Below are 15822 nucleotides of genomic sequence, written 5' to 3' on the forward strand. Positions count from 1 at the left end.
ACTTCAACGGCACGGTGAACTTCACCTACACCGCCACCGACAGCGGCAACGCTGACGGCAGCAACGTGCTGACCTCACCGGCTGTCAACGGCACCATCACCGTGACTCCGGTCAACGATGCGCCGGTCGCCATTGCAACCACCGCGACCGGTGCCGAAGACCCAACCAGCGGCATCGCGGTCAAGCTCAGCGCGACCGACGTAGACGGCCTGGCGAACGTGAAATCCTTCAGTGTGGGCACGCCGAGCAACGGCACCTTCTACACCGACGCAGCGATGACCACGAAGGTGACCGGCCCGATCACCGCCAGCAATGGCGAGGCGACCGTTTACTTCAAGCCAGCCACCGACTTCAACGGCACGGTGAACTTCACCTACACCGCCACCGACAGCGGCAACGCTGACGGCAGCAACGTGCTGACCTCACCGGCTGTCAACGGCACCATCACCGTGACTCCGGTCAACGATGCGCCGGTGGCCATTGCAACCACCGCAACCGGTGCCGAAGACCCAACCAGCGGCATCGCCGTCAAGTTGAGTGCTACCGACGTAGACGGCCTGGCGAACGTGAAGTCCTTCAGCGTGGGCACGCCAAGCAACGGCACCTTCTACACCGATGCCGCGATGACCACCAAAGTGACCGGCCCGATCACCGCCAGCAATGGCGAGGCGACTGTCTACTTCAAACCGGCCACCGACTTCAACGGCACGGTGAACTTCACCTACACCGCCACCGACAGCGGCAACGCTGACGGCAGTAACGTGCTGACCTCGCCAGCCGTCAACGGCACCATCACCGTGACTCCGGTCAACGATGCGCCGGTCGCCATTGCAACCACCGCAACCGGTGCCGAAGACAGTGGCATCGCGGTCAAGTTGAGTGCTACCGACGTAGACGGCCTGGCGAACGTGAAATCCTTCAGCGTGGGCACACCGAGCAACGGCACGTTCTACACCGATGCAGCGATGACCACGAAGGTGACCGGCCCGATCACCGCCAGCAATGGCGAGGCGACCGTTTACTTCAAGCCGGCTACCGACTTCAACGGCACGGTGAACTTCACCTACACCGCCACCGACAGTGGGAACGCTGACGGCAGCAATGTGCTGACCTCGCCAGCCGTCAACGGCACCATCACCGTGACTCCGGTCAACGATGCGCCGGTCGCCATTGCTACAACCGCAACCGGTGCCGAAGACAACGGCATCGCGGTCAAGCTGAGCGCTACCGACGTAGACGGCCTGGCGAACGTGAAATCCTTCAGCGTGGGCACGCCAAGCAACGGCACGTTCTACACCGACGCGGCCATGACCACCAAGGTGACCGGCCCGATCACCGCCAGCAATGGCGAGGCGACCGTTTACTTCAAGCCGGCTACCGACTTCAACGGCACGGTGAACTTCACCTACACCGCGACCGACAGCGGCAACGCTGACGGCAGCAATGTGCTGACCTCGCCAGCCGTCAACGGCACCATCACCATTACGCCGGTCAACGACGCGCCCACGGCTACCAACGGCAACATCGCCAGCAACGAAGACACCTCGGTCGAACTGACCTGGGCCACCTTTGGCGTCAACGATGTGGACTCCGCCAACCCGAAAGTGGTGTTCACCAGCCTGCCTGCCGGCGCCATCGAGTACAAAGTCAACGGCGTGTGGACGCAACTGACCACCGCTGACCTGAAAACCGATACCTCGGCCGGCAAGGCGTTCAGCCAGGCTGACTTCGACAGCCACAACGTGCGCTACACCCCGGCGGCCAACGAGTCGGGCGATAACAGCTTCGGCGGCACCGGTGTGGGCAACAAGCAAAGCGACTACACCCAGCTGAAGTTCCAGGCCTACGACGGCAGCGCCTACAGCGACACCAAAATCATCACCGTGGATATTCACCCGGTGACGGACGTGCCGGTGGTAGGTGTCAGCCAATACGGCGCGGTGCCAACCGGTTTGACCCTGCAGACCTGGACCGGCGGCACGCTGGCCAAGGACCTGGGCAACAGCGGCAACGGCGTTGCGCTGTCCAGCGACCTGATCCGCGTGATCGACGCCAAGACCGCTGCCAGCGCAATCTCCACAGGTGTGGTCAGCAGCGTCAGCAACAGTAATGTGGCGGAGGGGACGGCAACCAAAGTCTCCGGCCTGATATACCTGGAAGCCGGCAAGAGCTACAGCTTCACCGGCACTGCCGATGACAGCCTGGCAATCACCGTGGGCGGCAAGCTGGTGGCCAGCGAGACCTGGAGTAAACAGGGCGGCACGATTACCGGCACGGCTTATACGCCGACCGAGTCGGGTTACTACACCCTCGACATCTACCACTACAACCAGGCCGCCGCAGGCAACTACGACATCAATGTGTCGATCAACAACGGCCCGTCGATGTCGCTGGGTAACAGCGGCGTGCAGACCTACACCGGCGTGGACGCCTTGAAGACCGCAGGTGCGGTGCTGGGCGACAGCCATGTGGTCAATGGCGAAGGCTACTACACCGGCTACGTCTACAACCGTGGGCTGGAAGACACCACCATCAAGGTCGCGCCGATCACCACCACGTTCGTCGACAACGACGGCTCGGAATCCCACAAGGTGGAAATCAGCGGCTTGCCGGCCGGCACCGTGATCACCGACGGCACCAGCGGTCACAGCTTCACCTCGACTGGCGCTACCGCGTTCTACGATGTGAGCACCTGGAACCTGAAAACCCTGACGGTCACCCCGTTCAAGGACTCGACGGCCAGCTTCGACCTGACCGTGAAAGCCACGGCCACCGAACTGAGTACCGGCGTTGCGCAAGTCACCACCGGCAAAGTGAGCATCGTGGTCACTGCGGTCAACGACGCCCCGACCCTGGACCTGAGCACGGCCGACGGCGCGGTCGCCACCGGCTTCGCCGCCACCTACAACGAACGCAGCACCAGCGGCGTGGCGATTACCGGCAGCGTGGCCATCGGCGACGTCGACAGCAGCCAGATGCAGAGCGCGAGCATCACCCTCAAAAACGCCAGTGCCGGGGATCAACTGACCTCCAGCCTGGTGACGGTGGGCGGCACCTACAAAGGCATTACCCTGACCAGCGTCGGCACTGACGTCAGCGGCAAGATCATGCTGAGCCTGTCGGGCGCGGCGGATGCGGCGACCTACAAGGCGCTGCTGGAATCGTTCCAATATTCCAGCACCAGCAAGTACCCGGCTACCGGCGACCGCACCATCGAGGTCTCGGTGATGGACAACGAAGGCGGCAACAGCCTGAGTTCCAGCATCGCCACCAGCACCATCACGGTAACGCCGCAGGCCTACCTGGTGACTGAAGGCACTGGCGTGGCCGATGTCATCAACTTGAGCAGCTCGTCGGTCAACAACGTGGTGGTCGGCGACAAGGCCGGCGTGGTCACCCAGGGCAGCAACTACAACATTGCCTTCCTGGTCGACACCTCGGGCAGCATCGGCACCAGTGCGATGGACTCGATCAAGAGCCAGCTGAACAGCGTGTTCAATACATTGATTGCCAATGCCGGCAATAAAGACTCGGGCGTGGTGAAAGTGCTGCTGGTCGATTTCGACACGCGTATCGAATCTCAGGTCTCGGTCAATCTGGCCGACAAGGACGCTGCCAAGGCGGCCTTGCAGGCGGTCTTGACCCAGATGACTTCCAACTCCAGCGACATGACCAACTATCAGGATGCGTTCGACGCGGCCACCAACTGGTTCAAGAGCAGCGACGCCACCAGTAACAAGGGCGCGACCAACCTCACGTACTTCATTACCGACGGTTCGCCGAACGTATTTACCGAGGTGCACGGCAACCCTTACCTGGGCACGACCAGCACGTTCTGGGGCTCGAACGTTTACTTCGACAGCGTGGTCAACAGCTCCAACTACGTGTTGGGCCAGGGCAGCGCGGTCTACACCACCATCAACGGCTGGTCGCGGATGATTGTCGACGGCGATGGCAAGGTTTACTCCTACAACGGCTGGGGCCAGGCGATCTATGAAGGCACCGTGGTCGCCAACGCCAAGGGCGGCTTTGACGTGGCGGCGGTCTATCAGGACTCCGACACCGCCCTGGCCAGCGCCAAGGCGGCCTACGCCAACCTGGTCAACGCGGTGGACAGCAAGGTCACGGTCGAGGCCATCGGCCTGGGGTCGAGCATCGATACCACGGTGCTCAAGCAGTTCGACACCGACAAGGTGGTTGCCACCATCGACACGGCGAAGCTAGCCGATGCCATCACCGGCCACACCGCCGATGCGGGCGCCGACAACCTCACCGGCGGTTCGGCCAACGACATTCTGTTCGGCGACCTGATCACCTACAAAGGCCAGGAAGGCAGCGCTGCGCTCAAGTCCTTCGCCGCCGAGAAACTGGCCACCACCGTCGACCACATCGACGACCGCACCTTGCACCAGTACATCACCGAGCACGTGCAGGACATCGGCGCACTGGCCAGCGCGTCGAACATCTACGGCACCAAGGATGGCAACGACACGCTGATCGGCAATGCCGGCAACGACATTCTGTTCGGCCAGGGCGGCAACGACAGCCTCTCCGGCGGCGCCGGCAACGACATTCTGGTGGGCGGCAAGGGCGATGATGTGCTCAGCGGCGGTGCGGGTGCCGATACCTTCGTGTGGCTCAAAGGCGACACCAACACCAGCGGCGGCTTCGATCGCATCACCGACTTCAAGCACGGCGAAGGCGACAAGCTGGACCTGTCCGACTTGCTGCAAGGCAATAACGACAACAACCTGTCCAACTACCTGAAGCTGACCACCGATGCGTCGGGCACCTCGACGCTGAGCGTCAGCAGCGCGGGCACGTTCACCGCCTCGGGCGGCGGCACGGCCGATGTCACGATCAAGGTCGACGGCGCCAGCTGGGGCAGTGGCAGCGCCGCGATCAATAACCTGATCGCCGGTGGCGACCTGACCGTCAAGCATCACGACTGATCACCCAGGCGGCACCCATCCATAAGGATTGGCGCCGCCGGGCATCAGCTTCGGGAAAATCTGTGTAATCTCTGTGGGCGCCGTGCGCGATGCCTGCAGGGATTTTTTATTGGGAGAACGCTGATGTTCTACGTGCAACGCGATCAATACAACGCGCTGGTTCGCGTCGAGGCACAGGCTTTTAGCGAGGCCACCGAGACACTGCCGGCCGACCACCATGAGATCCAGGCGTGGTTTGCCGGTGATGCGGTGGACAACAGCCTCAAGCAGCTCAAGCAAAGTGACCTTGAGATGATTCGAGTGCTGGATGACTTGATTCAGGTGCTGATCACCAAGAACGTGATGAGCATCACCGATCTGCCGCCGGCGGCGCAGGTCAAGTTTCTTGAGCGCACCCAGGCACGGGCCGCGCTGGGCGGCTTGAGTGAGCTGATCAACGACGATGAAACCGGCTTGATCTGACCCCCGCCACCTCCTTTACGGCGTGACCGTCAAGGAGGTTTCAGGTGTCAGCGCTTCACTTCCAGGGCGCGGGTTCACCGACCAGTCGGCCTTGCACCCCTTCGATGCCCATCTCGCGGATCACCCGCAACTCACCTTCGGTTTCCACGCGCTCGGCAATCAACGGCAGGTCGATGCTGTGGGCGGCGCGCTGAATGGCTTCGATGAAAAAGCGCTTGTGGCTTTCGTGGTCAATGGCGCGGATGTAGCTGCCGTCGATTTTCAGGTAGGCCAGCCCCAGGTTCGCCAGGTTGCCGATCATGCTGAAGCGCCCGCCGAAACGCTGCAGGCCGAGGCTGAAGCCCAGGTTGCGCATGCGCCGGGTCAGGCGCTCCAGTTCGGTCTGTTCGGGCACTTGCTCCTCGCCGATCTCGAGCGTCAGCTGTGCGCCCAGCGTTGGGTGCTGGGACAGGCGTTCGAATACCCGCTCCAGGGCTTGAGGGTCCTGCAGGGTCGCGGCCGACAGGTTCAAGGCCGCTGAGACGGGGTGCTGGCTCAGGTGTTTGATCACCAGGTCCAGCATCAGGTGGTCGAGCCGCGCGGTCCAGCCGAAGCGTTCCAGCCAGGGCAGGAAGTGGCCAGCCGCGATGGTCTGGTTCTGGTTGTCGAGCAGGCGCGACAGCACCTTGTAATGCAGCACCTGCCGGGTGTCGCCGCTGCTGACCACCGGCTGGAAAAACAACTGGAAGCGGCCTTGCTTCAGCGCGTCATCGAGCAAGGTGTGCCAGCTGTGCGGGTCATCGCTGACGGTGCCGGTGACCTGATGTTCCAGGCACACCCAGCTCTGGCCGCCGCTGGCTTCGGCCTGGGTCAGCGCCTGGTCGGCCAGCATCAGCAGGTCGGCGGAGGCGTCGCCCGGGCTGTACGGCGCCAGGCCGATGAAGGCCACGGTCGGCATGTCGGTGGCGCCGGTTTCGTGCAGGCTTTGCAGGGTCGCCTCCAGCGCCTGGGCCAACTGCAGGGCTTCGTCGCGCACCAGCCCCGGGGCCAGCACTGCGAATTCGCCGCCACGGCTGCGGGTGATGAGGTTGTGGGTTTCCGGGTACTTGGCGCAGGTGCGCACCAGTTGCTGGCTGACCGCCTGCAGCAACTGGTCGGTACGTTGCCCGCCCAGGCGCTGGTTGAGGCCGCTCAGGTCGTTGACGCGCAGCATCAGCAGGTAGCCGGAGCTGGATTCCTCCAGGTTGCTGACCCGCGATTGCAGCTGCATCTCGAAATAGCGACGGTTGGCAAGGCCGGTGAGGCTGTCCTGGTAGGACTCCACGCGCAGCTTCTCGCTGCGCTCGGTCTGCTCATGGAACAGGGCCTTGAGCTTCTCCACCATCTGGTTCATCGCCTGCACGACGCGGCGCAGCTCCGGGGTGCGCGGCAGGTCGGGCAGGCTCAGGAATTCACGACGGGCAATCGCATGGGACTGCTCGACCATGTAGTCCAGCGGCTTCAACTGCCGGCGCAGCAGCAGGGCGCCGAGCACCGCGCTCACCGCCCCGCACACCAGCAACCAACCGAGGCTGCCCAGGGCGCTCTGCCAGAGTTTGGCCAGGGCAAACATCGGGTGGCTGACCACCTCGACCCGTGCTGCCTGCTGCCAGCCGCGGCTGACGATGGCATCACCGCCGGCCGGTTCCAGGCCGATCATCTTCACGAACCACGCCGGTACGTTGCTGGCATCCGGCTCGGCGGCGCGCTCCACCAGTACCTGGTTATTGCTCAGGTCCACCACGCGGATGCTGGCGTAGTAGCCGCTGTCGAAGATCGAGCTGACCATCAGCTCGGTCATCGCCGGGTCATCGATGTTCGGGGTCAGCGACAGGGCCAGCGCGGTGGCCGCGTCCTGAGCGTGGGAGCGCAGCTGGTTGACGTACTGGGTACGCGAGCTCTCCAGGCTGACCATGAAGCTACCGCTGAACGCGACTATCAGGAACACGCAGATAGCGATCAGCAATTGTTTGAACAGTGACATCGTAGCTCCTGTTAATTGTCCGAACTGGCCGGAAACCCTTCAGCGGTCATTTTTTTCAACACATCCTGCCAGCGTGACAGGCGTTTGGTGTCACCGACTTTCTTGTTGCCCGCCGCGCCGGTCAGCCACAGGCCTTCGCCGTTGAAGGCATACACGGGGAGCAAATCCTGGCGTTGGCTGGCAGGCAGAATCGCGTCCATCAGGCTGTCGAGCACCAGGGGCATGGCCTCGGGGCTCGCATAATACGTCAGCACCATGTGCGCACGGTTCTGACGCAGCGCCTTGACGTAGGTAATGCGCAATTTTTCGGCCGGCACGCCGAGGTGGCGCAGGCTGAAGTACTTGGCGATGGCGTAGTCTTCACAGTCGCCCGCGCCTTTCCATAGCGACTGAATGGGGGTGGCCCAGTAATCGACCTCGTGCCACAGGTCGATGTCTTCCTCGTAGTGCAACTGCCGATTGAAGAAGAGGTTGACCACCTTGAGCTGCTCGGCCTCGCTTACCTGTTTCTGGGTGGACAGCAACTGTTGCCACGCATCGATGCGCTGGCGCCCGGCGCCAAGTGGACCGTACAGCGTTTCGGCGCGTCGGCTGATCTGGCTGAAATCCCAATCGGCCAGCAAATCGCCCAGCAGCCCGCCCGCCAACAGCAGCGTGACGGCGAAACCGTAGAGGACCCGAGGGAGTTTGAAGCGTAACGCCACTGCGATTACCCAGGCATGCAGCATGGAAGGTGCGGCAATGGTGAGGCGATACCCTGCAAAAGACAATGGCACAGTGAAATCACTTTTGATGAATTGCAGAAAGTGTTCGTCATTTAATTGGCTATTTTCCACTCGTCCGAAAAGCTGCTGGCAATTTGATCAAAATAATGACACTTGCGCGTCGCTGTCGGAGAATGAGCCATCAAAATGCCTACAAGAAGACCTGCGGTGAAGCCAGTATCTTGCCGACCTTTCACGTCTTTACACGGCGCTGTTAAGGAGTTCCGGCCATGAGCCGCACCGATTATCTATTTGCCCTGTTCGGCAAGAGCGTTTCCCGCGACCCTGAGGGAAGAAACGCTCGGCTGCACTTCTTCGGCACCGTGCCGTTTGACGATGGCACGCGGGTGAACCAGAGAGACGGCTCGCATTACCGTAGTCATCCTCAGGAGCGATTCCAGCCGGGCGAGCAGCAGGTTGCCCGCCCAACGGTGGTGGCGGTGGTGTCGATCAACGGCGGCGTGGGGCGCAGCACCCTGGTCACGGCGTTGAGCAGCGGCCTGCAACGACTCGGCGAGTCGGTGATGGCCCTGGATCTGGACCCGCAGAACGCGCTGCGCCACCACTTCGGCGTAGAGGCCGAGCAACCTGGCCTGGGCCGTGCCAGCCTGCTTAATGCACCGTGGACGAGCGTCGTGCAATCCGGGTTTGCCGGGTGCCAGGTCATCCCGTTTGGCGACACCGACAGCCATCAGAAGGAAAGCCTGCAGCGCTGGCTTACGCGTGAGCCCAAGTGGCTGGCGCAGCGCTTGTCGGCACTGGCGCTGGATGAGCGCGGCCTGGTGATCATCGATACCCCGGCAGGCAATAACGTCTATTTGCAGCAGGCATTGAGCGTGGCCGATATCGTGCTGGTGGTCACGCAGCCCAATGCCGCCTGCCTCGGCACACTGGATCAAGTGGATGCATTGCTGGCGCCGTGCCTTGAGCGTGCGCCGCGTTGCCACATTGTGATCAATCAAATGGATGATAAGTCGGCGTTCAGCCTGGAGATGTTCGAGGCTTTCAAGCAACGTCTGGGTGACAGATCCGTTCATGTGATCCACCACGATTCATCCATCAGCGAAGCCTTGGCGTTCGCCTCCGACCCGCTGGATAACATACGCGTGAGCCTGGCTGGCGACGATATCAACGGCCTGTGCCGGCTGTTGATTGCCCGTAAAAAACGTCCATAAGTCGCGGTTTATACGCGTAACGCCAGATGCTTATGCACAATCGTTCGGTGCCACCTGTCACAAAACAGCCATGGTGCGGCGTTGTTCGCGTTACGTTGCAACTGCCTGTTTTGCGTGCGTTTTATTATGTGAACAAAAAATGACCAGCACCGCTTGCGTGCTGTAGCGTAGGTGGCTACAGCCTCTGTAAAGATTTCATCAACAGAGTTATCCACAGGGCGTCCGGGTAAATGCTGCCCCTTAATCGCGCTCGGCCAGCAGCATCAGGTTACGCGGCGTCAGCGAGGGTTCGCAGAAGGTGCCCAGTTCAACGGCGTAGCCTTGTTCCTGCAAAAACAGCGCGCGATCCAGCACCAGCCATACTTCCAATGGCCGGCGAAACAGCCCACGCAGCAACTCGAGGTTCCTGACTTCGGCCAGACGACGCCAGCCGTACGCCTCCAGCGTTTCCCACGGTTGCTCTCCTGTGGATAAACCCTTGAGGCGTGCCAGCTCCTTGCAGTAGTCGGCGTAGGGTTTGTCCAGCCAACTGGCAGGCAACGAGGGAGTGGCGAGGTAGTCGTCGACGCCGCGCAGTTGCCGTTGCAGAGGGTCGAAGCCCAGGCGCCAGGCCATGGAGCGGTCGAGCCGCTGGCGCACGCGCTTGCCGGCGGTCACGGTCTCGGTGAGGGGCAAGCTGAGATCATCCACCGAAAGGTGCAGTGCCGAGGCTCGAGCTGCGCCCGAGAGTGGCTGATAGCGATCGGCATTGATGCGGTTATAGCAGCAGGGCGACAGCGCCAATTGCCTGCAGCCAGCGGCGCTGGCCACTTGCAGCAGACGCACATGCAGGTCACCGCAGGCGTGCAGGGCGACGGGCGTGTGCTCGGGGCCGATTGCCACGTCTGCCATCACGTCCTGCAGACGATGGGTGGCGGGCAGCCGATGGTGATCGCTCAGGGCTTGCCCGGCCGCGATCAGGTTCGGGTCGTATTCGAGGCACGTCAGCGTTTGCCCGGTGTGCAGCAGGCGGCGGCCAAGGTGACCTTTGCCCGCGCACCAGTCCAGCCAATGCCTGGGCGTGTCGGCAAAGTGCAGGGCTGCGCCGAAGGCTTCGATCTGTTGCCATTTGCGGCCCGGTACGTCGACGTTCAGACGAGGTCGGGCAGGTGCCAGGGTGTGGGCTGGTAATTTATCCACAGCGCTCAGTTGCAATGCTTGTCGCGCGAGCTGTGGAAACGGCGCCGGTGCGGGTAAATCGTGGGGTTGGTTGTGGCTGTCTTGCGCCTCGCCCAGGGTGCGTTGGCGCAGCCAGGCGGCGAGTTGCGGGTGCTCGGTTTCCCAAGGCAAATGGCGATGAACAAAGGGCCGTGGTCGCCACAGCCCCTGGTGCTCGATCAGGAACGCATCCAGCGCGTGGAAGCGCGCCTCAACGTCCCTGGCAGGCATCGACGCGTAGCCAGCGTTCCAGCAGTTTGAAGCCGCGTACCAGGATGTAGGCCATCAGCAGGTAGAACAGCCCGGCAGCGAAGAAGATCTCCACCGGCAAATAGGTGCGCGCGATGATGGTACGGGCCATGCCGGTCAGTTCCAGCAGGGTCACCGTGCTGGCCAGGGCGCTGGCCTTGAGCATCAGGATCACCTCGTTGCTGTACGCCGGCAGGCCGATGCGCGAGGCGCGCGACAGGATGATATAGAACAGCGTCTTCGGCCTGGACATGCCCAGGGCACGCGCCGCTTCGATCTCGCCGGGCGGGATCGCCTGGATCGCGCCGCGCAGGATCTCGGCGATATAGGCAGCGGTGTGCAGGGTCATGGTGGCGGTGGCGCACCAGAACGGATCGCGCAGGTACGGCCACATGAAGCTGTGGCGCACTGAGTCGAACTGCGCCAGGCCGTAGTACACCAGAAACAACTGCACCAGCAGCGGCGTGCCACGGAAGAAAAAGATGTAGCTGTAGGGCAGGGCGCGCACGTACCACAGGCGCGATGAGCGGGCGATCCCGAGCGGGATCGCCAGCAGCAGGCCGGCGATGACCGCAATGGCCACCAGCTCCAGGGTCAGGGTGGCGCCCTGTGCCAGTTTGGGCAGCCACTTGATGATCACCGCCCAGTTCAGGCCCAGGTCGAAATGCGCCAGCCAGCTATAGTCGCCGCTCATTGGGTGCTCCTTGCAAAGCCGCGGGCGGCGCGTTTTTCCAGGAAGTACATGCCGCTCATGGCCAGCACCGTGAGGCCCAGGTACATGAGTGCCGCGACCATGAAGAAGGTGAACGGTTGCTTGGTGACGGTCACGCCGATCTGCGCATGGCGCATGATTTCTTCAAGGCCGATCACCGACACCAGCGCAGTGTCCTTCATCAGGATCATGAACAGGTTGCCCAGGCCCGGCAGGGCGATGCGCCACATCTGCGGCATGATCAACCGGGTAAAAATCCGCAACCGGGACAGCCCCAACGCCACACCGGCTTCGCGGTGGCCCTTGGGAATGGCGAGTATCGCACCACGGAACACTTCCGTGGCGTAGGCGCCAAAGCACAGGCCCAGGGCGATGACGCCAGCGGCGAACGCGCTGAGTGACAGATCGGGGATACCGAAGGTCTCGCCCAGGCTACGCATCAGGTTGACCGTGCCGAAATAAATCAGCAGCACCCACAGCAGTTCGGGAATCCCGCGAACGAGGGTCGAGTAGGCTCCGCCCAGCCATTGCAACGGCTTGTAGGGGGACGTCTTGCCCAGGGCGCCGGCAAGGCCCAGCAGCAGCCCCAGACACAGGGCGGTGAGCGCCAGTTTGACGGTCATCAGCGCACCGGCGGCAAGCGCGGGGCCGAATCCGTAGAGATCGAAATTCATGGTGTTTTCATATCGTGGCAGGCAATGCAAAAGCCGGCGCGCTCAGGTGAGCGCGCCGGGCAGGCCGTTCAGGTCATTCGATGCTGAACGGGAAGTACTTGTCGTTGATTTTCTTGTAGGTGCCGTCGGCCTTGATCTCTGCCAGGGCTTTGTTCAGGCGCTCGCGCAGCGGGTCGCCCTTGCGTACGGCGATACCGATCTTGTCGCTTTCCACCACCGGGTCGCCCTTGAACTCATAGGCCGAACCGTCTTTGCTCTTGAGCCATTCGTATTGCACGTACTTGTCGGCAAGAATGCCGTCCAGACGACCGGACGTCAGGTCGAGATAGGCGTTTTCCTGGGTGTCGTACAGCTTGGCTTCGGTGTCCGGCAGTTTGTCTTCAAGGTAGGTACCGGCCAGCGTTGCGCGCTGTGCACCGATGATCTTGCCCTTGAGGTAGTCGGCATCGGGCTTGAAGTCGGTAGTGGCTTTCGGCGCGATGAACTGCAGCTTGTTGGAGTAGTACGGGTCGGTGAAGTCGACGGCCTGCTTGCGCTCATCGGTGATCGACAGCGAAGACACCAGGAAGTCGAACTTCTTGGCGTTCAGGGCCGGGATGATGCCGTCCCAGTCGGACACATACACTTCGCACTTCTCGACTTTCATCTTGGCGCACAGGGCGTCGCCGATGTCCTTGTCAAAGCCCACCACGTTGCCGCTGGCGTCTTTATTGTTGAAAGGCGGGTAGGCCGCTTCGATCCCCATTTTCAAGGTTTCCGCCATGGCCGTGGCGCTGAACGCCATCGAGACGGCCGCGGCCAGAAGGAATTTTTTATAGTTCTGCATGCAGGTTGCTCCGTTAGCGGTTGCTGGACATGAATTGTTTGCAGCGCGCCGAAAGCGGGTTTTCAAACACCTGCTGTGGCGATCCTTGCTCTTCGACCAGGCCCTGGTGCAGAAACACCACTTCGCTGGAAACCTGACGGGCAAACCCCATTTCATGGGTGACCAGCAGCATGGTGCGGCCTTCTTCGGCCAGTGCGCGGATCACATTAAGTACTTCCTGGACCATTTCCGGGTCAAGCGCGGAAGTGGGCTCGTCAAACAGAATGACTTTGGGCTGCATCGCCAGGGTGCGCGCGATGGCCGCGCGTTGTTGCTGGCCACCGGACAATTGCGCAGGGTAGGCGTGGCGCTTGTCGGCGATGCCGACCTTGGCCAGCAGGGCTTCGGCCACTTCGATCGCTTCGGCCTTGCTCTGGCCGCGCACGCGGCGTGGCGCCTCGATGATGTTGTCGAGGATGCTCATGTGCGGCCACAGATTAAAGTTCTGAAACACAAAACCGATTTCGCTGCGCAGGCGGTTGATCTGCTTGCCGTCGGCAGCTTGCAGCTCGCCGTTTTTTGCGGCCTTGAGCTTGAGCTCTTCGCCGGCCACCAGGATCTGGCCCTGGTGCGGGTTTTCCAGCAGGTTGATGCAGCGCAGGAGTGTGGATTTGCCGGAACCGGAAGAACCCAGGATCGAGATCACGTCGCCGTCGCGGGCGGTCAGCGAGATACCCTTGAGCACCTCCAGCTCGCCATAGCGTTTATGCAGGTTGCGGATTTCAAGCGCGGGCGTGGCCTCGGCCATGGGGGGTCCTCATTGTGTTCGTTGCATGCGGCGCTGCGGGGCCACCTTCTGGCGAGGCGCCAAGCTAGCATAGCGTCTGGATGACAGCCAACAGCGCTGCGGGCGGTTAAACGGTGGTCTGCGGCAGGGTGTCGCATCGGCACAGCGGCGTGTCGCGCCATCAACAACCGAACAACCGTTTGCCCCGGAATATGCGCAGGCTTTGCGTAAAAAGGGCGCGATGGTGCCAGCTTTGGCCAAGTGTTGGAAGGGTAAAACCGGCAAACGGTGCATATCAGCCCTTTAATAGGGCGTCACGCACTTTTTGTGTGTGTTTTTGGTGCGCTCAAACGTCTTGAATATGGGGTGCACGGTAACGCTATAGCGAAATGCCATTGTTCTCAATGACTTGCGATTTATGCGGAAGCGTCCTACAGGCCGCGCCGGCTGTGGATTCGTAACATTTTGGCGCAAATCTTGCGTAAAAAATAAAGAACGCCCCTGTTGGTTTCTTTTCACGAGAAAGCATCCAGGCCGGGCGGACCGTTTTCGCAATTCCTCGCAAAGGTGTGTCAATGAGTAGTACGCAAAGCTCCAATGACCTCGAACAGGGGCTCAAACCGCGTCACGTCACCATGCTGTCAATTGCCGGCGTCATCGGTGCCGGGTTGTTCGTCGGCTCCGGCCACGCGATTGCTGCCGCTGGCCCTGCCGTACTGCTGGCGTATGCCGCGGCGGGCACGCTGGTGGTATTGGTGATGCGCATGCTCGCCGAAATGGCCGTAGCGTCGCCGGACACCGGTTCGTTCTCCACTTACGCCGACCGTGCGATCGGGCACTGGGCCGGCTTTACCATCGGCTGGTTGTACTGGTGGTTCTGGGTGCTGGTGATTCCACTGGAGGCCAACGCGGCGGCGACCATCCTGCATGCGTGGTTCCCCGACGTGGCCATCTGGGCCTTTACCCTGATCATCACCTTGCTGCTGACGGCGACCAACCTGTTCAGCGTGAAGAACTACGGCGAGTTCGAGTTCTGGTTTGCGTTGATCAAGGTTGTGGCGATCGTGGCCTTCGTCATCCTCGGCCTGGCGGCGATTTTCGGCGTGTTGCCCACCAGCCAGGTCAGCGGCGTGTCGCACCTGTTCGATACCCAAGGTTTCATGCCCAACGGCATGGGCGCGGTGCTGGCGGCCATCCTCACCACCATGTTCTCGTTCATGGGCACCGAGATCGTCACCATTGCGGCGGCTGAATCGAAGAATCCCGGCCAGCAAATCACCAAGGCCACCAACTCGGTGATCTGGCGGATCGGTTTGTTCTACCTGTTGTCGATTTTCATCGTGGTGTCGCTGGTGCCGTGGAACGATCCGACCCTGGCGGCGGTAGGTTCCTACCAGACCGTGCTGGAGCGCATGGGCATCCCGAATGCCAAGCTGATCGTCGACCTGGTGGTGCTGGTGGCGGTGACCAGTTGCCTGAATTCGGCGCTGTACACCGCGTCGCGCATGCTGTTCTCCCTGGGCCGTCGCGGTGATGCCCCGGCTGTGGCCAAGCGCACCAACAAGAGCGGCACGCCTTATTGGGCGGTGTTGCTGTCGACGGGGGCTGCGTTCCTGGCGGTATTCGCCAACTACGTGGCACCGGCGGCGGTGTTTGAATTCCTGCTGGCCAGCTCCGGCGCTATCGCGTTGCTGGTGTATCTGGTGATCGCGGTGTCGCAACTGCGCATGCGTCAGAAGCGTGTGGCGGCGGGTGAGAAGCTCGAATTCAAGATGTGGCTGTTCCCTGGCCTCACTTATGCGGTGATGGTGTTTATCGTGGGTACCTTGACCATCATGCTGTTCCAGGAAGCGCACCGGGTCGAGATCATCGCGACTGGGGTGTTGAGCTTGCTGGTGGTGGCTGCGGGGCTCGTTGTTGCGAGCCGGCGCAAGGCTCAGCGGGCGAGTGCTGCCGTGCTTAACTGATGGTTGAGTGGATGTAGTTCAGGTGTGGGAGGGGGCTTGCTCCCGATAGCGGTGTGTCAGCATCAGGTGTGCTGAC

General features: G+C 61.9%; 12 protein-coding genes (1 of these 12 cut by a window edge). 5 read left to right on the top strand and 7 right to left on the bottom strand.

All coding sequences use genetic code 11. The features are described from left to right. The 3 genes from LUB09_RS12235 to LUB09_RS12245 all read left to right on the top strand — a co-directional run. On the top strand, nucleotides 1-18 hold the 3' end of the coding sequence (locus tag LUB09_RS12235) for a retention module-containing protein (RefSeq protein WP_231422688.1). 10467 nt of this gene lie to the left of the window's left edge; the window shows 18 of its 10485 coding nt (coding positions 10468-10485); its start codon lies off the left edge, out of view; it ends in the stop codon at nucleotides 16-18. Continuing rightward, nucleotides 15-4952, top strand: coding sequence for a beta strand repeat-containing protein (locus LUB09_RS12240; protein ID WP_231422689.1), 4938 nt, complete (start codon nucleotides 15-17; stop codon nucleotides 4950-4952). The genes LUB09_RS12235 and LUB09_RS12240 overlap by 4 nt, the downstream gene beginning before the upstream one ends. Nucleotides 4953-5075: 123 nt before the next feature. Further along, entirely contained in the window at nucleotides 5076-5414 is a 339-nt protein-coding gene (locus LUB09_RS12245) for a tryptophan synthase subunit beta (protein ID WP_209987399.1), read from the top strand. A gap of 55 nt (nucleotides 5415-5469) precedes the next feature. Here LUB09_RS12245 and lapD read toward each other — a convergent pair whose 3' ends face one another. Then, a complete protein-coding gene (gene lapD, locus LUB09_RS12250) occupies nucleotides 5470-7416 on the bottom strand; it encodes a cyclic di-GMP receptor LapD (RefSeq protein ID WP_231422690.1) in 1947 nt (648 codons plus the stop codon). Between the two features lie 11 nt (nucleotides 7417-7427). Beyond that, a complete protein-coding gene (gene lapG / locus LUB09_RS12255) occupies nucleotides 7428-8120 on the bottom strand; it encodes a cysteine protease LapG (RefSeq protein WP_373460635.1) in 693 nt (230 codons plus the stop codon). 290 nt (nucleotides 8121-8410) lie between these two features. On the opposite strand from lapG, the gene bcsQ reads away from it, so the two are divergent. Next, nucleotides 8411-9355, top strand: coding sequence for a cellulose biosynthesis protein BcsQ (bcsQ, locus tag LUB09_RS12260; protein ID WP_209987405.1), 945 nt, complete (start codon nucleotides 8411-8413; stop codon nucleotides 9353-9355). A gap of 240 nt (nucleotides 9356-9595) precedes the next feature. Here bcsQ and LUB09_RS12265 read toward each other — a convergent pair whose 3' ends face one another. From LUB09_RS12265 to LUB09_RS12285, 5 genes are all read right to left on the bottom strand, one after another. After that, the gene (locus LUB09_RS12265) at nucleotides 9596-10783 is read right to left on the bottom strand and encodes a methyltransferase (RefSeq protein ID WP_231422691.1); all 1188 of its coding nucleotides are present in this window, start codon (nucleotides 10781-10783) and stop codon (nucleotides 9596-9598) included. Then, the gene (locus tag LUB09_RS12270; RefSeq protein WP_231422724.1) at nucleotides 10764-11453 is read right to left on the bottom strand and encodes an ABC transporter permease; all 690 of its coding nucleotides are present in this window, start codon (nucleotides 11451-11453) and stop codon (nucleotides 10764-10766) included. Before LUB09_RS12270 ends, LUB09_RS12265 begins: the two co-directional genes overlap by 20 nt. Before the next feature lie 38 nt (nucleotides 11454-11491). Further along, nucleotides 11492-12187, bottom strand: coding sequence for an ABC transporter permease (locus LUB09_RS12275; RefSeq protein ID WP_209987410.1), 696 nt, complete (start codon nucleotides 12185-12187; stop codon nucleotides 11492-11494). A 73-nt stretch (nucleotides 12188-12260) separates the two neighbouring features. Further along, nucleotides 12261-13013 carry an ABC transporter substrate-binding protein gene (locus LUB09_RS12280; RefSeq protein ID WP_057008583.1) on the bottom strand — a complete coding sequence of 251 codons (753 nt, stop codon included), beginning with the start codon at nucleotides 13011-13013 and terminating at the stop codon, nucleotides 12261-12263. Between the two features lie 13 nt (nucleotides 13014-13026). Continuing rightward, nucleotides 13027-13800: an ABC transporter ATP-binding protein gene (locus tag LUB09_RS12285; RefSeq protein WP_209987413.1), complete on the bottom strand. Its 774-nt coding sequence runs from the start codon at nucleotides 13798-13800 to the stop codon at nucleotides 13027-13029. A 554-nt stretch (nucleotides 13801-14354) separates the two neighbouring features. Here LUB09_RS12285 and gabP point away from each other — a divergent pair. Beyond that, the gene (gene gabP, locus LUB09_RS12290) at nucleotides 14355-15746 is read left to right on the top strand and encodes a GABA permease (protein WP_209987417.1); all 1392 of its coding nucleotides are present in this window, start codon (nucleotides 14355-14357) and stop codon (nucleotides 15744-15746) included. The last annotated feature ends 76 nt before the right edge of the window (nucleotides 15747-15822 follow it).

The sequence above is a fragment of the Pseudomonas sp. Leaf59 genome, from assembly GCF_920984685.1.
GTDB lineage: Bacteria > Pseudomonadota > Gammaproteobacteria > Pseudomonadales > Pseudomonadaceae > Aquipseudomonas.